The sequence below is a fragment of the Bacteroidota bacterium genome (assembly GCA_039111535.1).
In the GTDB taxonomy this organism is placed as follows: domain Bacteria; phylum Bacteroidota; class Rhodothermia; order Rhodothermales; family JAHQVL01; genus JBCCIM01.
Genome location: JBCCIM010000105.1, coordinates 1 through 22,495, shown reverse-complemented (window position 1 = coordinate 22,495; position 22,495 = coordinate 1). Strand labels below are relative to the sequence as shown.

At 51.3% G+C, this 22,495-nt stretch carries 16 protein-coding genes; 8 read left to right on the top strand and 8 right to left on the bottom strand.

Translation table 11 applies throughout. From position 1 onward, the window contains the following. On the top strand, window positions 1-1,552 hold a 1,552-nt coding region (locus AAF564_15955), incomplete at its 5' end, for a tetratricopeptide repeat protein (protein MEM8487047.1). Window positions 1,553-1,977: 425 nt separating this feature from the next. Here the strand turns inward: AAF564_15955 and AAF564_15950 are convergent. Beyond that, entirely contained in the window at window positions 1,978-2,244 is a 267-nt protein-coding gene (locus tag AAF564_15950; protein MEM8487046.1) for a hypothetical protein, read from the bottom strand. 335 nt (window positions 2,245-2,579) lie between these two features. Between AAF564_15950 and AAF564_15945 the strand changes: the two genes are divergently transcribed. Continuing rightward, window positions 2,580-4,862 carry an amino acid permease gene (locus AAF564_15945; GenBank protein MEM8487045.1) on the top strand — a complete coding sequence of 761 codons (2,283 nt, stop codon included), beginning with the start codon at window positions 2,580-2,582 and terminating at the stop codon, window positions 4,860-4,862. Window positions 4,863-4,997: 135 nt separating this feature from the next. Here AAF564_15945 and AAF564_15940 read toward each other — a convergent pair whose 3' ends face one another. Both AAF564_15940 and AAF564_15935 read right to left on the bottom strand, forming a co-directional pair. After that, window positions 4,998-5,444, bottom strand: coding sequence for a tail fiber protein (locus AAF564_15940; protein ID MEM8487044.1), 447 nt, complete (start codon window positions 5,442-5,444; stop codon window positions 4,998-5,000). 174 nt (window positions 5,445-5,618) lie between these two features. Further along, window positions 5,619-6,887 carry a T9SS type A sorting domain-containing protein gene (locus AAF564_15935; GenBank protein MEM8487043.1) on the bottom strand — a complete coding sequence of 423 codons (1,269 nt, stop codon included), beginning with the start codon at window positions 6,885-6,887 and terminating at the stop codon, window positions 5,619-5,621. Between the two features lie 382 nt (window positions 6,888-7,269). Here AAF564_15935 and AAF564_15930 point away from each other — a divergent pair, with 382 nt between their 5' ends. The 6 genes from AAF564_15930 to AAF564_15905 all read left to right on the top strand — a co-directional run bounded on the left by AAF564_15930 (window position 7,270) and on the right by AAF564_15905 (window position 14,832). Beyond that, complete coding sequence (locus AAF564_15930) at window positions 7,270-7,611, top strand: helix-turn-helix transcriptional regulator (GenBank protein MEM8487042.1); 342 nt, start codon at window positions 7,270-7,272, stop codon at window positions 7,609-7,611. A gap of 18 nt (window positions 7,612-7,629) precedes the next feature. Beyond that, window positions 7,630-10,359 carry an ABC transporter permease gene (locus AAF564_15925; protein ID MEM8487041.1) on the top strand — a complete coding sequence of 910 codons (2,730 nt, stop codon included), beginning with the start codon at window positions 7,630-7,632 and terminating at the stop codon, window positions 10,357-10,359. Between the two features lie 291 nt (window positions 10,360-10,650). Further along, window positions 10,651-11,406 carry a hypothetical protein gene (locus AAF564_15920; protein ID MEM8487040.1) on the top strand — a complete coding sequence of 252 codons (756 nt, stop codon included), beginning with the start codon at window positions 10,651-10,653 and terminating at the stop codon, window positions 11,404-11,406. 63 nt (window positions 11,407-11,469) lie between these two features. Next, window positions 11,470-12,945, top strand: a complete 1,476-nt coding sequence (locus AAF564_15915) for a mannitol dehydrogenase family protein (GenBank protein ID MEM8487039.1) — start codon at window positions 11,470-11,472, stop codon at window positions 12,943-12,945. A 70-nt stretch (window positions 12,946-13,015) separates the two neighbouring features. Beyond that, window positions 13,016-14,188: a DUF819 family protein gene (locus tag AAF564_15910; GenBank protein MEM8487038.1), complete on the top strand. Its 1,173-nt coding sequence runs from the start codon at window positions 13,016-13,018 to the stop codon at window positions 14,186-14,188. Between the two features lie 200 nt (window positions 14,189-14,388). Further along, window positions 14,389-14,832 carry a hypothetical protein gene (locus AAF564_15905; protein ID MEM8487037.1) on the top strand — a complete coding sequence of 148 codons (444 nt, stop codon included), beginning with the start codon at window positions 14,389-14,391 and terminating at the stop codon, window positions 14,830-14,832. Between the two features lie 46 nt (window positions 14,833-14,878). Here AAF564_15905 and AAF564_15900 read toward each other — a convergent pair whose 3' ends face one another. The 5 genes from AAF564_15900 to AAF564_15880 all read right to left on the bottom strand — a co-directional run. Further along, window positions 14,879-18,097 (bottom strand): glycosyl hydrolase, encoded by a 3,219-nt coding sequence (locus tag AAF564_15900; GenBank protein MEM8487036.1) that lies wholly within the window; start codon window positions 18,095-18,097, stop codon window positions 14,879-14,881. A gap of 267 nt (window positions 18,098-18,364) precedes the next feature. Continuing rightward, entirely contained in the window at window positions 18,365-19,615 is a 1,251-nt protein-coding gene (locus tag AAF564_15895; protein MEM8487035.1) for a DUF3526 domain-containing protein, read from the bottom strand. Next, window positions 19,608-21,062, bottom strand: coding sequence for a DUF3526 domain-containing protein (locus AAF564_15890; protein ID MEM8487034.1), 1,455 nt, complete (start codon window positions 21,060-21,062; stop codon window positions 19,608-19,610). Before AAF564_15890 ends, AAF564_15895 begins: the two co-directional genes overlap by 8 nt. Continuing rightward, on the bottom strand, window positions 21,059-21,796 hold the full coding sequence (locus AAF564_15885; GenBank protein ID MEM8487033.1) for an ABC transporter ATP-binding protein: 738 nt from the start codon (window positions 21,794-21,796) through the stop codon (window positions 21,059-21,061). Before AAF564_15885 ends, AAF564_15890 begins: the two co-directional genes overlap by 4 nt. A gap of 147 nt (window positions 21,797-21,943) precedes the next feature. Beyond that, a partial coding sequence (locus AAF564_15880; GenBank protein MEM8487032.1) for a TonB-dependent receptor occupies window positions 21,944-22,495 on the bottom strand: 552 nt, incomplete at its 5' end.

Below are 22,495 nucleotides of genomic sequence, written 5' to 3'. Positions count from 1 at the left end.
CCTGACCTTCATAAGCCTCCTGGTCCTATCAACCGCTTTTTACATCTACGATAACGCAAGCGCCTGGGCTGAGGCGCAGCAGGAAGCCGACGTAGCAAATACCCTCCTGGAATTTCAACAATCTATGCTGTACGGGGGCGTAAAAACAACGGAATACCTGGCAGACTTCGGTGCCTATGGCGGCCTCTTCAAAGATACGCTCGTCATGGAGGAGTTTGTTTTCGATGTAGCGCAGCAGGCCAAAACAAAACTGGCTGACAATCCTGAAGCAATGATTCGCATGCTCACGGTGGCAGGTGGAGCATTAACCAGCATGCAAGCTTTACCGCAGGCAGATTCCGTATTCGACATGGCCACATCGATTGCAGGCGTTTCCGATCATGCCCGAGCACGCCTTTTCAGATACATGAGCGCACACAAAGTAAATGTAAACGATAGTCCCGGCGCAATCGATTTTGCCAACCGTTCGCTGGCGATGTTCGAGCAGCAATATGGTCAGCAACATGTAGAAACAGCCAGGTCGATGATGACGCTGGCGACACCTTACAGACGGGCCGGCAAGTTAGCCGAAGCGGACTCGCTGTACAAACTGGCCGGGCCAATCCTGAAATCTTACAAAGTTGGCGGCTCAGACCCCGAGGTATTTCTCTACAGCATCTCTCATGTTCAAACATTAAATGAACTAAAGGAATACACCAAAGCTGACTCGATCATCCAGTCTTTGTATACGGAAGTCGACACCTCTTTTCAAGACTACGATGTGCTGTACGCATACCTCTTGGAAACGCACGCAACAAATCATTACCGGCAGCACAACTTCGAAAAAGCGGTGGCGCTGAAAGAGAAAGCCATTTACCACATGGAAAAAGCCCTCGGCCCAAAAGATCTTTATGTGGCTACCTATAAGAACAATCTAGGCGTGCTGTATACGGAATTGGGCAGACAGGATAAAGCAGTCGAGATATACGAAGAAGCGTTACAGATCTATCGCTCCTTTTCGGTTGAGGATGCAATGTACATTGCATCCTCCTTGTCTAACATCTCGATGCTGCACCTCTTCCTGGGTAACTTTGATCAATCGTGGTCCTATGCAACGGAAGTGCTCTCATTTCAAGAAAGCGTTTTACAGATTGACAGTTCGCTCTATGGCCTTCTTGCTGTAAATGCCTCGATTGCAGCCGCAGTCAACAAGCAGTATGAGACGGCAATTCGACTATCAGAACAGAGTAAAGGCCTCTTAAGCAGTAAATATCCTGAAGATCATCACCTGATTAGAATTCATACCCGCGGAAAAGCCATGGCCCTACTTATGAGCGGTGACCATGAAAAAGCCAGAGACGTTGCAGTGCAGGCGCTTCGTGATACATCGTCATACCATGCACGCAATCTTCTATTATACCGGACGGTTCTGAAAGGAGCTTACGAGGGATTGGGCAATACCTTACTGGCTGATTCTGTACGCACTGTGATGAACCAAAACGCTGACCCCTTGTCGCAAAAATCTTTCAGATTTGTAGCGGAAGCCCTGGAGCAGTCCGTCAAAATTCCTTAGCCGATCCTTTAGGACACTTGCTACTTCGCACTACAGTGCTATCTACAACTTACGACGTCACCACAGTACCGGTTACATCACTTTTCATCCAACTAGATAAGGACGCGGACCTAACCCATGATCCGCGTCCTTACTTCTTCTTCGCCCTTCCTGATTGCAAGGACTTTCTGCAAGTATACCGTTCTTAGATCAACGCTAACTGTTCTACACCCATCAGGGCAACCCAATCTGATATGTTTGTAGATAGCACGACATTCTGCGTGTCATGATGCAGCGCATCTTGCGAGAAAAGAACGATGCACAAGCAAAAACAGGCGAGAAGATTTTGTTCATAAGGTCAGCTTAAATCTCTTCCCTCATATTCAGTAAAGCGACATTATCGAATACACCGTATCAGGGTTTGTACAGTTCTTGATTATGCGCAACTAATGAGGGCAGGCATTTTCCAGATGTTCATAGGTACGGATTTTGAAAAGCGTACTTGGAGGATTTCGATCTGCCGGTATCCTCGTTTTGAATAACCAGGACACCCTTCTTACACAAGTCTCTTTGGTGGAGGCATGCGTGTTTTTTGAGCGCCGGTCTAACAAACGGTGTTCGCGAATGGCACGCAGCAGTGCATTTGCGTTTTCAAGCCGTTGTCGTTCAATGATTCCTCTAAAGCCCAGGAAAGCTTCAATGTTAGCGTCCATGTTGCAACGTAATTTTGATTGATTTAATACCAAAGCTGTTCACAGCCGGGAGCGATTACAACGCAGCGTGGTATTTTGAATTAGAAATGTCTGTCAAATAACGTTTATGGCCAGATGCTATCAACGGCAGGCTGATATATCTCCTTCCATATTATACGCGCGATTCAGATCGATGCGGTATCACCTGTTCACGAAATACAGGTGCTCGTGCTGTTGAAGAGACGTATCATTGAAACAGAAGGATACTGTATTGCTTCCTAGAATCAGCCGGCCCGAAACAGCCCCACCGGGTTGCCGTTGAAGGGGGCTCATTCTCTCTTCTCAATCGCCCAACCATGTCTGCGCCCGATCAAGATTTGGCTGAACACACATCTGCATCCAACGGAGCTGCGCCGGCCTCCGCTGATGCAGCACAAGCAGACCCATCAGCGTCAACAACCCAGATCGACAAAGACCTCCGCAGTGGTGAGCAAGAGCCGGTAATCACCAAAAAGTTTGGTACATTTAGCGGCGTTATCCGGCCGACGATCCTCACAATTCTGGGGATCATGATGTACCTGCGCGAGGGATGGGTTGTGGGCAACGCCGGCCTTTTTGGCGCCCTGCTGATCATCCTTGCAGCTTATTTCATCACAGGCACCACGGCGCTCTCCCTCTCCTCTATCACGACAAACATTCGCCTGGGCGCCGGCGGCGTGTTTTCCATTGCCACACAGAGTCTCGGACTCGAAGTAGGCGGTAGCATCGGGATTCCGTTTTACCTGGCGCAGACGCTTTCAGCCGCCATGTACATGTACGGCTTCATGGAGGGCTGGCTTTTCATTTTCCCCGATCACCCTGCCCCCATTGTGCTGCTGTGTGTATTTGCCCTCATTTTCGCGATTTCATTTATCAGCACCACCCTGGCATTTCGCATACAGGTACTGGTGATGAGCGGCATCATCCTCGCGCTGACTTCGATTTTTATGGGCCTAAAATCTGCCCCCGTGCTACATCAACCCATTTTCTTTGGTGATTTTGCGGATGGAGATTTCTGGTCACTCTTTGCTGTTTTCTTTCCTGCAGCCACTGGCATCATGGTAGGTGCCAGTATGTCTGGTAACCTGAAGGAGCCACGGAAAAGCATCCCCATTGGCACCATTACAGCCTGGGGAATTTCGTTGCTGATTTACATCGCCCTTGCCGTGTGGTACGCGATGGTAGCAACCCCGGATGAGTTACGGTCCAACTTCTCCATCGCTGTAGATCGCGCATTTTGGGGGCCGGCGGTGCTTGTTGGGATTCTGTCGTCGTGCTTTACTGCCGCCTTGAGTACGTTTGTCGCTTCACCGCGCACACTCCAGGCACTGGCGCACCATAAAATTGCGCCCTTCTCCTCGTTCTTCGACAAAATGCACCAGGGCGAGCCGCGCAACGCCATGCTGGTAACAGGCGGCTTCATTTTGGTAGCGTTGCTGCTCGGGGACCTCAACACCATTGCCCGCGTGGTCACCGTGTTTTTCCTGATGACGTACTTTGTCATCAATTTTATTCTGCTCATCGAAAAGCAACTCAACCTGGTTAGTTTTCGACCCACGTTCAAGGTGTCTGCTGCCGTACCCTTTACAGGCAGCCTCGCCTGTCTTTCAGCCATCATCATCGTGAGCCCTTTTGTCGGCCTCGCCTGTATCCTGATAAGCATCGGCATTTACATTTACCTCGACCGACGCGCCCTCGACAATCCGTATGAGACATTGAACACCGGCCTCTTCGGCTCCATTGCAAACTGGGCGGCACGCAAGGTAGCGGTTGACCCTGATGCAACCACGCTGCGGTCCTGGAAGCCAGATGTGTTGTTTCCTGTTGAGCGCCTGACGCAGTTGGAAGGACATTTCGAAATGCTGTTATCAGTGGTTTACCCGCAAGGATCCATTCAGGTGATCGGCTTCCAAAAAGGAAAAACCAAACGCGCGCTTCGTGGCTTGCAGCGGGTTGTGCAGGACATCAAGCAAGAACGGATTTTCGCGTCTGGCGCGATTATTCAGTCGGACAATTTCTTGGGCGGTTTGCGTACTTCAGCTACGGTTTTGCGCAGTTCATTTTTCAAACCAAACATCCTGTTTGTCCCTATTGAGGGCCGGTCGCAAGAAGAGCTCGAAGGAATTGTCGAGATTGCAGAAGAAAACAGCATGGGCCTGGTATTCTATGCGCCGCACCGCGACACCGGTTTTGGCAAAACGCGTCAGGTCAACTTTTGGATACGCGACCAATCGCCAAACTGGCATTTGAGCTTCAAACTGTCCAACATCGACCTCCCCCTGCTCATGGTGTACAAAATGGCAGAAAACTGGAAAACAAAACTGCGCGTGCTGTCGCTGGTGACCGATGAAAAAGAACATGCAGCCGCCCGGCACTACCTCCAGGACCTGATGACTTTGTCCAGGATGCCCCAGGGATACGAGATTCATGTTGAGGCGGGCGAATTCAAAACATTTCTTGAAAAAGCCCCAAGAGCCGACATGAACGTTTTTGGCCTGGGTGGCAAAGTGAACAAGAAGTTCATGGAGTCATCCGTTAAATACACTGAAAGCGCTTGTCTCTTCATCAGAGATTCTGGCAAGGAAAGCGCGTTGGTATAAGCAACCGCTGAGGATTGAGCTGCATACAGCGCGCGATCTAAAGCGAGGCAAACCTTTCGGCAAAAAAAAAAACGGCTGCAACCCTAAGGGTTAAAGCCGTTTTATCTTGTTTCGAAATCAAATTTCAGACAAAGCCTAGTTTCTAGAAGGGAATACGCCTTCCAGGGCTATACAAAATCGGATGGTTAGAAACGGCGGCCTGTTTTCATGGGCTTCCGCACCGCCAGTTGACGACGTGCTCACTGAAGTTGCGCCGTCCCCAGTGCGGACAACAAGCCCTTGATCCGTCCCCGCAGGACTACTGAGTTCAGGCACGGCATGGGTGTGCGCCGGCATCTGCGATTCCCCCAACGCAACAGACTCTACCCCACCTCTTTCTCCCTGAAAGTAGGTGGACAATCCTGGGCCGGCACCTTGATGCACGGGTACACGGCTGCGTAAATCTGGCAGCGCAAAGGTAGTTCTCCCGTCACCACCGTAAATGGTACCGTACAGTGAAAAAAGGGCTGAGTGCGAAGCGATATCAAGCAGTTGACCATCTGCTTCTGTCCAGCCGCGCGGACAAAAAGCAAACCCAACCATTTTAATTTCTCCAATAAAGGGATTGTCTTGTGCCTGGGCTTGTGGACTAAAAGCGAAGAAAAAGATGAAGATAAATATTAGGCGTTTCATAATTGTATCGTCGTTTAAAATCGGTAGTGCGAGGACGCGATTACATGCGCGCAATGGCCTTTAAATCTCGAAAAATTTTATACCTTATTTCATCAGTACCAGATGTCTTACCGCGGTAAAATCGCTGGCCTTTAGCGCATAGAAATACACGCCACTTGGAAGATGCGCTGCATCAAAAGCCAGCTCGTGCCAGCCAGCTGGCTTTACGCCATTTTCCAGTACAGCCACAATCCGACCCGTGACATCGAACAGCGTGAGCGTTATCTCCGCCGGTTCTGGCAAAGCAAAGCGAATCGTTGTACTGCCAGCAAACGGGTTCGGGTAGTTGCCGGCCAACTGGAAAGTCGCCGGCATGACATCGGCGGATTCGGTTGACACATCCGTTGCGGCATCGCGGCGATATACACCACCACCAACCGTGCCGGCAAACATGGTCCCATCATCAGCTATTGCCAGTGCGGCAATGTCCAGATTGGGCAACATTTCGTTGAGTGGCTCCCAGGTTGTACCATAATCCAGCGAGCGAAACACGCCCATCCCCAGGGTACCGGCAAAGATCGCGTTGTTGTTGTTTGCAACGAGTGCGCGCACGTTGGTGGTAGCAAGAGCATTGGTGTGTGCCGCTTCCCAGTTCATCCCGTTGTCAAACGAGCGATACATTCCGAGATCAGTGCCGGCAAAAAGTGCGTCTTCATCCAGCAGCAACGACTCAACCTGAAGATTGCCGAGTCCGTTGTTGACAAACGACCAGGTCTCGCCACCGTCTATCGACCGCAAGACACCGTCATCCGTTCCTGCAAACATATCATTATTTGCATCCACAACGAGCGCAGGTACAAACGGGTCGTGCAGGGCTGAGGTAACAGCCAACGCCCAGTTGGCGCCATTGTCTTCAGATCGGTACACGCCTCCGAGAATGGTACTTGCAAGCAGCACATCGTTTTGATCAATGGACAACGCACCCACGCGCAAATTTTCTAAGCCACTGTTGGCGGGCGTCCACGCAGAAGCACTGTTCTCCCGTAAGAAGATCCCATCTGCAAGCGTTGCTGCATGCAAGCTCCCATTAGAAAACACCAAAGCACTGACATCCGACGTGTCAAGACCAGCGGCAGTCCAGGTATCTCCAGCATCAAGAGAAAGGTAAACCCCGGCATCGGTGCCGGCAGCCAGCACATCATCGCCGTTACTATCCTGGTAAGCATTTAAAGTCCAGACACGCAGCGTCTCGATGCCGGTATTGGCCGGCACCCAGGCATTCAGGTCGTGTTTACTCGCTGTTTGCTGCCCCATCGCTTCCAGGGGTAACATGGCGAGCATCAGAACGAGACAGAGGTATCGAATACGTCTCATAAAATTATGATCAGGGTTATGTAAAACCAGGTGGACATGAAAACCGAGAATCCTTCCCATGCCGGGATTTGCATGGCACCCTACCCCACAGCGGGCCAGGGCTGGGAAGAGCATAATGCATTTCAACTGCAGGTTATAAATCAAATAGTCGTCTGTCAACCCTAAAGAGCCATTTCTCATATCAAGCACATGCCGGCTGCATCTCCAAGCGCTTGTCAGCAAAATGCCGCCTTTTCTTATCGCCACCACGTAATGGCGCTTATCTGACGGAGTACATGTTAGCGAGGCATCCATTTCCGTATAAATAATTTCGTTTCGCAACTTACATTGAACTTCTATGTAAACGACTTACATAGAAGTTCAATGCAAACCTCACACAACAGTGATTTCGAAAGAACTCGTAGGTGCTTCAGCCCGACCCATCTTGCTCTCTATTTTGGCCGAAGGAGAATCGTATGGCTACGCTATTATCCAGCGTGTGCATAACCTTTCAAGTGGCCAACTGGAATGGAAAGACGGCACCCTCTACCCTGTATTACATAAACTTGAAGATGCTTCCTTGATCGCTGCAACATGGCGAAAATCTGAAACTGGCAGGAAGCGCAAATACTACAGTATCACCCCGCAGGGACAGCAAGCGCTAGAGGCCGAAAAGAACCAGTGGCTACGCGTCGATTCGATACTCGCACAACTATGGAATCTGGAACCAAGGCTAGCCATTTAGCACATCCAAGGTACTCCCATGAAGCGATTTAATCTGGAAAAAGCTATTACCGCATGGCGGCATCGCTTACGCCGTAACAGGTCTTTCCTCAAAGAAGATATAGACGAATTGGAAAGCCATCTAAGGGACTATATCGATACCCTGTTGGGGCAAAACCTGGATCCGAAAGAAGCCTATGACCAGGCCATAACACGCCTCGGCAGTTATGAAGAACTGGTTTCGGAATACAAGAAGGTGCGCTACGGACGATCCAAACGAAAAACCAGCACGCTCAAAGCATGGCACTGGCACTGGGCGATGCTAAAAAACTATCTCACCATAGCGTTCAGAAACCTACACAGGCACCCCTTCTTTTCCAGCTTAAACATATTGGGCCTTGCCATTGGACTCGCAAGCTGTCTGCTCATCCTGTTGTATGTCGCTTATGAAAAGAGTTTTGATCAACATCATGAACAAGCAGATCAAATTTATCGCCTCAATTGGGATTACAACTGGAATGCGTCGGAAGGCATCGGCTCAACAACGCCTCCTCCCCTCGCCCGAACCATCATCGATGAAGTCCCTGAGGTAGAAGTTGCCACGCGTATTTACCGGGCATCAGCCATGGTTACACGCTATCAAAACACCTTTTTCAGTGAGACCAACATCATTGCAGCTGATCCTAATTTCTTCGAGGTCTTCAGTTTTACGCTATTGGAAGGAGATCCCGCAACAGCACTGCGTGAACCTGGCAGCGTAATTCTAACAAAAGAAACAGCGCTAAAATACTTTGGAGATGCCCCGGCACTGGGAGAGACCATTGAGATCGGTGAGAGCCAGGATGCCTTCGGTGGGTATTACAGCAATACGTACAAAGTCGCCGGCGTACTCGAAGACTTACCGCCCAACTCACATTTGGACTTCGACGTCCTCACCTCGATGACATCATTTCCGATCGTCGAGTATTTTGACTGGAGTTGGGTCTGGATGCAGGTAACAACCTATGCTGTTATACATGAACCTGCTTCAATTCCAGCAATCGAGGCGCAACTTACAAAGCTGGTAGCGCAGCATGCGCCGGCTTCTTTTCAGCGCATTGGTTTTTCTTACGACGAACTGATGCAAAGTGGCGGGCACTGGGATTTTGTGCTCCAACCACTCGATGATATCTACCTCGGATCGCAAGATATTGGCAACCGCCTCGGCCCGCTGGGGAATGGTACGTACCTGTACATTTTGCTCGTCGTTGCCCTTTTCATCCTCATTATCGCCTGTATAAACTTCATGAACCTGTCAACGGCAAGGTCCATGCGTCGTGCAAAAGAAGTTGGGGTCAGAAAGGTGCTTGGTTCTGCGCGCAAAAGCCTGGTTGGACTGTTTATGACAGAAGCTGTGTTGTTAACCGTGATTGCTATGATCGTCGCGCTTGGCCTTGCGGCTGTCTTTGTAGTTCCTTTCAGCCGCTTTGCCGGCATCCACCTGGAATCATCGTTTCTTACTTCTGGCACCTGGTTGCTACTGCTTATACCTGCCACCCTCTTGATCGGCTTGTTGACCGGTAGCTACCCGAGCCTCTACTTGTCGCGATTTACCCCTATTGCGGCTATGAAGAAAAGTAAAGCAACCGGTAAAGGGGGCAATGTATTTCGCAATGGCCTCGTCGTTTTTCAATTTGCTATTTCAATCGCCCTGATCGTTTGTACGCTGCTCGTGAACAAACAAATGCGATTTTTCGAGCAGTCAGACATGGGATTCGACAAAGAAGGCTTGCTCATCATCTCTAATGAAAATGATCGGCTGGGAGATCAGGCAGCTACCTTTGTAGATTTACTGGAAGCTGATGCCCGTATAATCCATGCAACGCAAACCACCGGCGTGCCTTTTTCGGATGGATTCCAGGACTATTACAAAGTTGAAACCCGCGGCGATGAACAATTCGATTTGACGTCTTACATGGTCGACAATGATTTCATACAAACACTCGGCCTCGACGTAATTCAGGGGCAGGGGTTTTCGGAAGATTTCACGTCCAATCAAAGCGGCGTACTGCTCAACGAAAGTGCGGTTCAACGATTTGGCCTCGATGATCCGATTGGTAAGACGATTACCTATCCAACGGCCGGCACTTTCGAAATTATCGGCGTACTGAAGGACTTTAATTTCATGTCGCTTCACGAGTCTATTATGCCGTTTGCACTGTTTCATCAGGACTCCGAATCGTATAACATTCCCAATGCCTATGTGGTTGCTCGAATGCAGATGGGCAATGTCCAGCATACATTGAACGAAATCAGAAAATCGTGGGAAACGTTTGCGCCGGATGCGCCTTTTGAGTACAGCTTCCTGGATGACGGCCTGGCTGCGCAGTACTGGTCTGAAAGACAGTTACAAACGATCTTCTTTATTTTCTCAATTCTGGCGATTTTGATTGCCTGCATTGGCCTTGTTGGGCTTGCAGCTTTTGCAGCAGAAAAGCGGACAAGAGAGATCGGTATTCGCAAAACACTGGGCGCGACCGTTCCGGGACTCTTGACGTTGCTCGTCAAAGACTTTGTAAAATGGGTCCTGGTTGCCAATCTTGTCGCCTGGCCCCTTGCCGGCGTTGTCATGAACTGGTGGTTTGCGGGATTCGCCTACAGCGCTGATATGGGGTATGCTGCATTCATCATTGCTACTGGCATGGCGCTCTTTATATCTATTGTAACCGTTGGATATCAAGCATCGAGGGTTGCATTTTCAAATCCCATACAATCGCTGCGGGTTGAATAAGCTGTGCATGCCCGGCCCTTTCATTTTAGCAAAACAACTTCCGTGCCTCTGCTTCTGCAGTCCTCGAAAGACCGGGATACCCTTCAAGCTCGCGAAGCTGTAAAATGTGCGTCGTACTTAACAATTGCCCTGCCATTCCCAAAGCTACTTTTCTTTTCCCAAAACGACATTGCAAACCGTTAGGCCACACCTTAAGCTGGAGTCGTGGTTTCATGTATGGTGCCAAGCACCGCGGACAACCAACCTGCAGGTAGAAAAAACGATGATGATAAAACGATACCAGGTAAAATAATGGCCATGCATTTTATCGAAGAGATCCTGAACGAGAACTACACCGCCATCCTGTCGCAGTTAACGACAGATGCCACGTTAGACATTCAATCCGTTGGTACAGCCGGCGGTACAGATGCGGGGTTGCAGCTCTTAATCAAACAGAAAAACTACCTCCAAGGGCAGGTCAAAGACGTAAAAGTATTCCGTACCTTCGAAGACAGCAGGCACCTCGTTATCGAATATGACATCCTGCTAAACAATACGTTTGACCTACCCCTGGTGGCTATTTTCACCAAGGCTGGGGATAAGTTTGATGCAGTTCGTACGTATCATTCAGTCTACCCGATCACCGAAGGGCATGAATTCCGGGCATCGCTGTTTACGGAAGAAATTACGCTGACAGAACCTGCTGAAGTGGTTAAGTATTTCAAGGCCATTGCAAAGGGTTCAACAGAAGAAACGATGCAAACCCTTTCCTTCGAAGACGATGTTTATTTCAGAGAGCCGGCGGGATGGCGCTGGAATCACAAAACAAAATCCGGGCTCCAGGCACATTTTGATCATTTCTTCGGGGATGGCGGTGTGCCGCTGAAATTCCACAATTATGTATTTGATGCCAACAAAGGTACGTTTGCCGGTGAATACACGTGTGATGTGTGGGGATCCGCAACCTTTAAACCCCAGGCCGGCGTGTCCATTTATGACATCAACAAAGCAACTGGGAAAATTACGGGTATCAGGGTTTACGACAATGTCGATTTGAACTATACTTAATGAAAACAAATACCCCCCCATTGAGGTCTCTATTCAATCCGTCATTACCTCGCCCCCGCGTGAATGATCACCCTCCCCCTCAATCAGAAAAACCTGGATCAGGTTTCGACGCATATCCAGCCACCACAGTATGACCGTCACGCGGTTAAAACCGGGATTGTTCATATCGGCGTTGGCGGCTTTCACCGATCCCATCAGGCATGGTATACCGATGCTCTGCTGGGTGAATACGGTGCCACCGATTGGGGCATCTGCGGCATAGGGCTGCGCGAAGCAGACCGCAAAATGGCCGAGGTGCTTCAGCGGCAAGACGGGTTGTATACACTCATCACCCAACACCCCGACGGACAAATTGAAAACCAGGTCATTGGTTCAATCACCGAATATATCCTGGCCATGGATGAACCAGTGCGCGCCATCAACAAAATGGCCGACGCGGATACTAAAATTGTATCCCTCACAATCACGGAAGGCGGCTACAATATGACCGCTGAGGGCAGTTTTGACTTTACCGATGCCGGCGTAGTGCATGACCTGAACCATCCAGAGGCCCCAACAACGGTTTTTGGTTTCCTGGCTGCTGCCCTCCAAAAGCGAAAAGACACAGGGCTGCCGGCGTTTACCGTATTATCGTGTGACAATGTCGAACACAACGGCGATGTAGCAAAAAAAGCCCTGCTATCCTTTGTTTCGAAACTGGACCCTGCACTTGAAACATGGATTGCGAACAATGTGTGTTTTCCCAATGCCATGGTAGACCGGATCACACCCGTTACCCACGCCAAAGACATCACTTATCTGCGAGATTCATTTGGTTTGGATGATGCCTGGCCTGTTACCTGTGAGCCGTTTATCCAGTGGGTGATCGAAGATAAATTCTCGAATGGTCGGCCGCCTTACGAAAAGGTGGGGGCGCAATTTGTCCCGGATGTGACGCCGTATGAGAAAATGAAATTGCGGCTGTTGAATGCCGGTCATTCGGTCGTGGGCATACCCGGTGCCATTTACGGCCACCCCACCATCAACGCCTGCATGGAAGATGCCGTATTTGCAACCTTCATGCGAAGCTTTCTGGACAAAGAAGCCACGCCCGTCCTGGATACCGTGGAAGGTATCGACCTCGACCAGTACAAAGACACCCTCGCCGCGCGTTTTGCCAACCCGAATATCAAAGACAGCGTATCCCGAATCTGCTCCGAAAGCGCAGCCAAACTGCCGAAGTTTTTGATTCCAACGCTCCGGGAAAACTTACACCGAGGCGGGAGCATCAAGTACGCGACCTTGATCCTGGCTGCCTGGTGTTTTTACAGTGACAAACAGGCAAACCAACACGGTGCACCACTTGAAATCATCGATGTCATGCGCGAGCAACTACACGAAGCCGCACAGGGCACTGCCCAAGATCCGCTGAGCTTCTTAAGGCTGTATACTATTTTTGGCGACCTGATCGACCATAAACAATTTGTGGATGCGTATACTGACATGATCCATCACCTGTATAGCGGGATTGATATATCGAGGCTTATGCAGTCGCTATAATCTATAAGTACGCCGTAAATATCGATATCCAAGATTTCCTAACCTTTAGTACGCACCTATTGTTGTCTCCATGATCACCGAACCAAATCAATTATTTGCGCTGCTCGCCGGCGTGCTGGCGCTGGTTTTCTGGTTGAGTACCCTCGGCCCGTTTAAGAAGCTCTTTGAATACGTCCCGCCGCTGATTTGGGCTTATTTTGTGCCGATGATGCTGACGACGGTAGGCGTTACGCCGGAATCATCTGAGCTCTATTCGTGGATGTCGCGCTACCTGTTGCCGCTGTCGCTCTTTTTGTTGATGATCACGGTAGATTTGCCGGCCATATTGAGCCTCGGTAAAAAGGCCATCATCATGATGCTTGCCGGCACCGCGGGCATTGTTATAGGCGGTCCCATCGCTTTTATGGCGTTTGGCGCATTCCTACCCGAAGACGCGTGGCAAGGACTGGCAACCCTCTCCGGCAGTTGGATTGGCGGTACGGCTAACATGATTGCCATCAAAGAAAGCGTCGGTGCCTCTGATGCTATCCTCGGTCCTATTATCGTTGTGGATACCGTGGTAGGCTATGGCTGGGTTGGCATTCTCATTTTCATGAGTACAATCCAGCACAAATTCGACAAGTGGGTCAAAGCTGACAACACGGCCATCGAGTCGGCCAACGAACGACTGGCTGAGATAGACGACGAGCGCCGGCCCTCTACCCTAAACGACCTGGTCTATATCCTGGGCCTCGGTATGGTGGCTACCATTGTCGCCATTGCAATCGGCAACCGCCTCCCTTCCCTCGGCGACCCCACCATCATTAGCCCAACCACATGGGCCATTCTGCTTGTTGTCACCCTCGGACTCGCGCTATCATGGACGCCCTTGCGCAAACTGGAGCGCGCTGGTGCTTCTCGCGTTGGATTCCTTGCGCTTTATCTCCTCCTAACCTCCATCGGCGCGCGCGCTGACCTCGCGGCGGTATTGGAGGCCCCCTATTACATGCTGGCCGGCATGTTGTGGATCTCGATTCACGTAATCATCCTGATGGTTGTTGCCAAGCTTATCCGGGCTCCCCTGTTTTTTGTCGCAACGGGCAGCGTTGCCAACATAGGCGGCGCCGCCAGTGCCCCTGTAGTAGCCAGTGTCTACCACCCCGCCATGGCTCCCGTCGGTTTGTTGATGGGGATTTCGGGCTACTTCCTCGGCATCTACGCAGCCCTGGGATGCGCGTGGATTTTAGGACAACTGGCGATGTGAGCACAAGGACTACGCGCCAGTATGCATGCAAAGATTCCAGCCAGGGGAACACCAACCGCAGCTGGGCTATTCAGATATTATCCAGCCGGACCAGGAGGCCCTGCGACATTGTATAGCAACGTACAGGTATTTCTGGTGAACGAACAAAGCCGCCGGCCGACTAAATCAACGCTTCATATCTTCTCATACACATTGGGCTCATGATTAGCAGTACCCAGCAGACATCCCGGCACTGGATTCTTATGGCTGCCTTTGCCGTGACCCTGGCGATGTGGAGTCCTGTGCCCAAACACGAACTTCCCCCGGACACGCCCTGGCACCTGCTCATGCAGACCGCAGACACTTCCGGCACGTCTGTCCCTTCCGACACATTGCGTAGCCTTGAAGGCCAGGACATGTTGCTTACCGGCTTCATTTATCCACTGGATCAGGGGGACGAACAGCGCTTCTTGCTTTCCCCGCACCCTCCTGGCTGTTCCTTCCATGCGTCAGGCGCATTGACTGCCATGGTCGAGGTATTCGCCGAGGAGGCCTACGGGTATACATTCGAAGCGGTAGCTGTTCGGGGCGTCTTCAAGCTGGCATCGTGGGAAGGAGGCATCACCTACCAACTCCACGCTGCAACGGTTGAAGATCTCCCGTGACACGCTCTTCTGCACTGATGGTATCACGTATCTTCGATCTACCTGTTTAGTTATCGGTAGCAATCGGTGGCGCACCCGTTGCAGCGAGCGCGGATTGGAGCGCAGGCACCGTTTCTGCAAACGAATTCAACGCTGCCTGCAATGTTGCAAGATCTGAAATCCCTTTGTCCACTGCCGCCTCGTGCGTAGGCGTCGGGCCATATGTAGTGCTCAAGCCACGGAATCCAACAAACATCCGCGACTGTGGCGAAGGCGGATTGGGCTCGCCGACGCTTCCCTTAACGGAATAGCCCTGCATGGCCTGCTCGATATCTAGCAAGGTTTGACGCGCCTCGTGAAGCTGTGTTACCAGGCCGGCATCAGGCTGCGATGCGCGTGCATGCGCAGATTGCATTGCTGCGATGAGATCCTGGTGATCTTCCAGATCTTTATTAAAGACAGCGAGATCTGCACGGAATCCATCCATTTTCTCCCGGAATGCAATGATTGCCTCTGGAGAAGCACCATCAAGCGTTGGCTCATACAACGGCACAACGTTAAAGGTAACCGGATCGGTTAAGTCTGTCATAACGCCGTTGGACGTTTGGGTTACCGTAGCCGTATACACACCGGGGGTAACCAGAAAACCATTGTTGCTTGACGATTCCCCTGGCTCAATCGGTGCCTTGTTGGTATGGCGAAGATTCCAGGCGACGCGATGTAGTCCTTTCTTCGTGCTGCCTTTCACGCGATTTACAACAGCTTCATTGGCATCGCGCACTACCAGCTCAATTTTGTCCGCCACCTCTTCACTTTCCGCTTCCAACGCATCCCAACCAGGGAATGGAATATCATCCTCGCCGGCCTCTTTTTCTTCGGCTTTGCGCTTGGCCTTCATCGATTCCCAGCTATCCTTGAGGTAGTAGGTAAAGACAGCCCCGTAGTCCGGATTTGGCGCCTTGTAATAATTGGATCCCACCGAGTTGCCCACAACGTCGCGTGGCACATAAAGCAATGCGTCTTTCACAGGGAAAAGATGCGCATCTTGCGCGAGCAACGATTCGTTTATATCTCGAAGCGGCGAGTAGTCATCCAGAATAAAAAAGCTCCGGCCAAACGACGCGCCGACCAGATCGTTTTCGCGTTTTTGGATCGTGAGGTCACGGAAGGATATGGTTGGAAGGCCACCTTTAAACGCCATCCAGGCTTCTCCCCCGTCAACGGAGAATGAGAGGCCAAATTCATGCGCCAGGAATAACAAGTCTGGATTTACATGGTCCTGGACTATGCGCCACATCAGGGTACGCTCTGGCAAATCGTCTGCCAGCGAAGTCCAGTTGCGTCCGCGGTTTGTACTCTTCAGTACGTACGGATTCAAATCACCGTACTTATGGTTATCCAACACGACGTACACCGTGTTTGCGTCGTGCAGGTCGGCATATATGTGGTTCACAAAAGCAGTCGCGGGCACACCAGGCATGCTGCCTACTTCGATGGATCTCCAGTTGGCACCATCGTCTTCGCTCACCTGCACCAAGCCGTCATCTGTACCTGCATACAGTAAACCTCGTACTAGAGAAGATTCATCGAGTGAAGTAATGGTGTTGTATTTAGACATCGCAAACAGGTCCCAGGCGTTATCCCAACTCTGCGTACGTCCCATGATTGGCAATGTCAGCCGATCCTGATTTCGCGTCAGGTCATCTGAGATTTGCATCCAGCTATCCCCCCGGTCGGTTGATTTCCAAACGTGTTGGGACGCGAAATACAACGTAGCCGGCGCATGCGGACTCACTTTAATCGGCGCATCCCAGTTGAACCGCTCGAAGGTGCCATCCAACGATTGCGGCTGGATGTATACCTGCTCACCCGTCACCCGATCAACGCGGTGTAAGCCACCTTGCTGGGTTTCTGCGTAGATGATGTTTGGGTTGCCTGGCTCAACCGCAGACTGGTGCCCGTCGGCCCCGAGGGTTTTAAACCAGTCGGCATTGCGGATGCCGTGGCGGTTGTCTGTGCGAGAAGGACCGCCGTGTGAACCGTTGTCCTGCGTGCCACCATACACGTTGTAGAACGGTAGCGCATCATCAACGGCTACTTTGTAATACTGGGTAAGGGCCAGGTTTTCAACAAACTTCCAGGTAGCTGCGTTATCAAACGATTCATAGATTCCGCCATCTGTCCCCATCAGGATGTAGTTCGGGTCGTCTTCGCGGAAGGCAATGGCATGGTTGTCAGAGTGTTTGTCGCTTTCATTGAGCCGGCGAAACGTTTTGCCGTGGTCCTCTGAAATCTGCACCCGCACGTCCATGAGGTAGAGCCGGCCTTCCGCATGAGGAGACGTGTATAGCTCCTGATAATAATGCGGCCCCGTTGCGCCCGATACGGTGTCCGACATTTTCTTCCACGAAGCACCGCGGTCGCTCGACATAAACACCCCACCACTTCGGCGATCTAGCTCGATGGCGGCATACAGATGGTCGGGGTTGTGGTACGAAATGGCGAGACCAATTTTACCCAGGTTCGATTTGGGGATGCCTTTGGTAAGCTCAACCCACGTCTCGCCTCCATCAGTACTTTTGTGTAGACCAGAACCAGGACCGCCACCCATGTACGCAGCAACATTACGATGGCGTTGCCAGGTTGCAGCGTACAGCACATCTGAGTCGCGCGGGTCGATCACGAGGTCCGTTGCCCCAACCCACTCGTCATCACCCAGCGTGCGCGTCCAAGTTTTTCCGCCGTCGACCGTTTTATAAATGCCGCGCTCACCACCAGCGCTCCAAAGCGGACCTTGCGAAGCGACCCATACAACATCTGAGTTTTCCGGATGCACCACAATTTTCGAGATGTGCTCACTCGTTTTAAGTCCCAGGTTTTTCCAGGACTTCCCGCCATCCATACTCCTGTAGATGCCGTCTCCATAAGCTACGTGGCGCCCACCTACGTTTTCTCCTGTTCCAACCCAAATGATGTGGGGGTTATTCGGATCGATGGTGATGGCACCTGTTGAATACGAGCCCTGCCCCTCAAAAATCGACTCCCATGTTGTGCCGGAATTGGTTGTTTTCCATACGCCGCCAGAACCCACTGCGATGTACCAGACGTTGTTGTTTTCTGGATGGATGGCCATGTCGGCAATACGTCCAGAAGGGAATGCAGGTCCGATATTTCGAAATTCGAGGGTGCTAAAATCCAGGTCAGAAACCGTCGCGCCACCATCTTGGGCTACACTCGGAGAACTCAGGAAAACAAGACCAACAATAAAGAGGCAAAAAGCTTTCATAAGAGGCGGGGATACGTGATGTAAATACGCGTGATGGACGCACCATACAGAAAAAGAATACTACAAAAAACGGGAGTAAAAACACACACAACAAATCTGAACGGGTAAATATTAAGCACGGAAATACTGCTTACTATCACAAACCGTAAGGTATGCCAATCCAAAACACCCGTCGGGTCTCCAAGACCCAACGGGTGTTTCATAAATGACGTATTTGGATCCAATAACGCACCTTCTCCGCGGCAAATTCATTCGCGTTTATCGGGTCTATTGACAAGCCTCGAATTGCGGCAGCTGCTTCATTTTCTCTTGCGAGAACACCTCGTCCCCAAACATCATCTCGTAATGAAAGTGTCGAAGGCTGCTATGGAAATTACGCACGCAATCCATGTAGTGCAGGTGCTGCGTAACATCGGTTTGTGCAGTATGTGTGAGCCAACGCTCAATGAGCAACGGCGGGGAAAAGAGCGCCACCAACCCCATTTGCCGGTCGCGATCTTCAATACCTGCGTATAGTGCCTTTGTTAATGGCGAAGCTTCCTGATCGCCCACTTGCTGGAATGCATAATACCACTTCCATTCAAAGCCCTCTGCACCAACTGCCGTTCTGCCTTCCCATTCAGGGTGTTCTGCTACAAATCGATCCATCGTTGCCTCAGGGGGTAGGTCCCACGCATCGTTTACGGTTTCCCGTTGTGTGAGCAGGATGTCGCCCCCATCGGGTACCGAAACCATCCGCTCAACACTGAATTTCCCCAATACAGGCACAAGGGTGGTGAACAGCAGCCAGAGGCCAAAGAGTATGGCAGCAGCTGAAACACTCGCAATTTTCCTGCTCGTCACAAAGCGGCAAACAGCTAACCAGAAGAGCATGTAGAGGACCACAGCCACCAAAATACTGAGGCCGGCACCCAACGGTGCATTAGCGTACAACAGCGCGATCAGAAACGGCACAGCGACGGCAACAAAAAGCAACAACGCACGGGCACAGGCTCGGTAAAATAGCACGCGCTCACCACTCATGCTCGTTGCATACAACAGTTCTAGCCGCGACTCTCGCCGCTCGCGCGCATCCAAATCAAACAGCAAGCCAATCAACAATAGTGGCAGCACAATCGATATCAAGTAGGCAAAGTCCAATTTTCCCAAATACGACAACTCGGGATTGCCAGGATCGTTTTCATAAATTTGCCCTTCCAGCGCGAGCATTCGGATGCGGTGTTTCCACGGCAATTCGTAGCGCGATCCGAGCGCAACAAATGTGAACTCCGATGGCGGGTCGTAGGTGAGGTGGAAAATGTAGTACGCGGCGCTTCCCGGATCTCCCTGGGAAGGCATTACATAAGCCTGGTCGGCTTCCGTTTCAGCTTTCAGCACCTCCAATTGCGAATGCTGGTGCTCAACCGCTAGCATGCCATTTAACAGGGAAAGGCCCGACAGCACAAATGCAATCAAGAGGGTCCATCGCACGACGTTCTCGTTGAGGCAAAAACGTATTTCACGGACTAAATCAGCCATTATTCTCTCTAAAAAGTCTTTGTGTACCGGCGGCTCCAAAGAGCGCAGCGCCCATCCACCAGAAAAACAAGATCAACAACTGCGGCAGGCTCTCCAACAGGCGAGCCGATGTAGCATTGGGCTGCCAGGGAAACGTTGCTAACAGCCGCCAATTTTCTGCGCTAACCCTGGCACGCCGGTTGCCTTCCTCGCCCTCGCTTCTGCGGATATCATCGGCATAGGACAGTTCATGCACGTGCAACTGGTTGAGCTTTTGCACAAAGTCAAAGCGCAATGCTTCAGCGTCGCGCAGGAAACGGTGATGCTGTTTAAGATCTGTGCTGGCCAATTGGACAGAGAATGACTTTGCCGCAAGCGCCGGTGAAAACGGACTCATCCAACGCACCAGGTTCGACTGCGCAAGCTCTTGCGCCATCCGCTCATCAGCATATTCATTCAGGATATCAGTCAGCGTAGCCTCGCTTGTGCTCGCAACGATCCCACGGAAGTTTACGGGCAAGTCCTCGATATGCTCGACATCGTATTGCTCCAGAATCTGCGCACGAAGTTGCTGAAACGCAGGATCGTTTGCGTTATGCCCGTCTCCCTCTTCACGTAAAGCGCGGGTCACTTCCAGGTCTTTGAAAATTTTACCGTCTAAAGGCATGGCAGCACTTGCAGTTGTACTGGCCAGCCTCGGCATGATCACGCAAAGCAACACCCAGCCGGCTAGCAAGAGCGACAGCGATAAAGAAGAACTCCTCGTCCAGGCAGATACAGCTGTGATCAGGCTCGACCAACAGACCAGGTACATAAGGTATCCCACAAAAAACACAACGGCGATACCGATGCCCTCCCCTTCCATAACGGCCAAAATCAGCGCTACAGCAAGCGGGACAAGTGCCACCAGGGCGACGCTGGACAAGGCAAATGTTTTACCAAGCCAGAGTTGAAGCGGAGAAACGGCGCTTGTTACCAGCAGATAATCCGTTTTCCCTTCGCGTTCCCTCGATATGGTACCAAAACCGATGATTATCAACAGGAGCGGCACCAGAATCTGGTAGGCAAACGCCGGCGTAAGCTGGGCAAACGGTCCCGCCTGGGCCGAAGCATATTGCGGAGAAAATACAGCAGAGTTCTGCCGGTGGCCTTCCAAAAACATGATGGTGCCTGTATGCACATCCACACCCGGATCTATAATCGCAAGGGGCGCTGGTGCACGAAACACGTAGTGTCCGTAGTGCACCATCCTGTGCGGATGACGATTGGGCTGCTCACGAAACGTTTCTTCAGCGTTGCTTTGAAAATTCTCACGCAAGGTTCGCTCTGATGTTACCTGCACAGTAGTACTGACTGTTGAGGCAACCACAATTAACAGCAAGGCCAGGCCGGCAATAATGCCCAACCGCGAGCGGCCCCAGTATCGCCATTCCTCTTTCGCTATGATTATAACAGACTGTATGCTCATGGGCTGGTTGCAACTTGGGGTTTATGTGCAGCGAACGATTGGTGCAACGCTTCAACAGAAATCTGCCCATTTTCGGGCGCTTCAAAAATGCCCACCATCTGCCCCTGCTGCAACAATCCTACGCGGCGCGCCACCTGGCAGGCACCATACACATCGTGGGTTACCATCAATACAGTTGTACCCGCCTCTGACAGTTTCATGAGGATGGCGTTGAACTCATCGATGGCCACCGGATCGAGTCCTGAAGTTGGCTCGTCGAGTAGCAGCACAGGGGTTTCTCGCAGCACGGCCAAAGCAATGGCTACCTTTTGCCGCATGCCTTTTGAGTAAGAGTCAAGCCGGCGCGATCTCGCCTCTGGCGCCAGGCTCACGGTATCCAACGCGTGTTCGATCTCGTCCGCAGCGCGCTTAACGCCGGCAAGCGAGAGAAAATACCCAAGGTTTTCTCGTGCAGAAAGATGGGTATAGAGGCTGGCCGATTCGGGCAAATAAGCCGTGTTTACGCGGATGGTGGCTTTGTTTTCATGCACATCCAGGCCATTGATGCGCACGGTGCCCTGAACAGGCTTGATGAAGCCAAGAAACGTTAACAAGGTTGTCGACTTGCCGGCACCATTGCCACCTAGCAGGGCGAATACTTCGCCCTTGTCAACACTGAAGCTGACGTCTTTGAGCACCTGGCGACCACCGCGGTCTACACAAAGCCCCTCTGCTGTGAGTACTGTTTTTTTCATTTAGCTATTTAATTTACCCGTACCTTTTCGGCAATCAATCCAGCGGTGGTACAATAACACTACACCAACGTGGACCACACACATGGGAAGTACAACCATCGCGCTGCACAATCTGGCGGGCTATGGTTGTACTTCTTAACGCGTGCTTTAGAATTTATAGGTGACGGTTAGCAATACATGTCTGGGTGCGCCCGGCGCCAACCTGAACTGATTGAGCGCGCCGGCCCAATAGTTCTTGTCAGTGATGTTGTTCACCTTCAGGATCAACTGCAGGTTAGAGTTGACAGGCCGGTAATAAATTGCGCCATCCAACAGGGTGTACTCGGGTAACAGCAGCCGGCCATCGGCAGAGTATGCGTACCACGAGAATTTGTCACCGCTGTGCTGTAGCCCCAGGCCAATACCCAGTCCCTTCAGGTTGTCATCGGTAAAGTCATACCGTCCCCAGAAGTTGGCACTGTGTTTCGGTGCAGCACCTATACGTTGCCCCACAAATTCAGGATCGCCGTGTTCCAACACTTCCGTATCAGCGAAAGAATAAGAGGCAAGCAGTTGGAAGTTTGGTTGGACATACCCCGAAACGTCAATCTCAAAGCCGCGGCTTTGCTGTTCACCTGTCTCGATCAGGTTTTCCAGGTCATAGGGATCTCCAGACAACACATTGCGCTGTGTAATGGCGTACAAAGCAAGATTACCATT

Excerpts from the sequence above, each read along its gene's own strand:
- AAF564_15950 (MEM8487046.1), bottom strand. The coding sequence starts at position 2,244 with ATGGACGCTAACATTGAAGCTTTCCTGGGCTTTAGAGGAATCATTGAA.
- AAF564_15945 (MEM8487045.1), top strand. The coding sequence starts at position 2,580 with ATGTCTGCGCCCGATCAAGATTTGGCTGAACACACATCTGCATCCAAC.
- AAF564_15940 (MEM8487044.1), bottom strand. The coding sequence starts at position 5,444 with ATGGTTGGGTTTGCTTTTTGTCCGCGCGGCTGGACAGAAGCAGATGGT.
- AAF564_15935 (MEM8487043.1), bottom strand. The coding sequence starts at position 6,887 with ATGAGACGTATTCGATACCTCTGTCTCGTTCTGATGCTCGCCATGTTA.
- AAF564_15925 (MEM8487041.1), top strand. The coding sequence starts at position 7,630 with ATGAAGCGATTTAATCTGGAAAAAGCTATTACCGCATGGCGGCATCGC.
- AAF564_15920 (MEM8487040.1), top strand. The coding sequence starts at position 10,651 with ATGGCCATGCATTTTATCGAAGAGATCCTGAACGAGAACTACACCGCC.
- AAF564_15915 (MEM8487039.1), top strand. The coding sequence starts at position 11,470 with ATGATCACCCTCCCCCTCAATCAGAAAAACCTGGATCAGGTTTCGACG.
- AAF564_15910 (MEM8487038.1), top strand. The coding sequence starts at position 13,016 with ATGATCACCGAACCAAATCAATTATTTGCGCTGCTCGCCGGCGTGCTG.
- AAF564_15905 (MEM8487037.1), top strand. The coding sequence starts at position 14,389 with ATGATTAGCAGTACCCAGCAGACATCCCGGCACTGGATTCTTATGGCT.
- AAF564_15900 (MEM8487036.1), bottom strand. The coding sequence starts at position 18,097 with ATGAAAGCTTTTTGCCTCTTTATTGTTGGTCTTGTTTTCCTGAGTTCT.
- AAF564_15895 (MEM8487035.1), bottom strand. The coding sequence starts at position 19,615 with ATGGCTGATTTAGTCCGTGAAATACGTTTTTGCCTCAACGAGAACGTC.
- AAF564_15890 (MEM8487034.1), bottom strand. The coding sequence starts at position 21,062 with ATGAGCATACAGTCTGTTATAATCATAGCGAAAGAGGAATGGCGATAC.
- AAF564_15885 (MEM8487033.1), bottom strand. The coding sequence starts at position 21,796 with ATGAAAAAAACAGTACTCACAGCAGAGGGGCTTTGTGTAGACCGCGGT.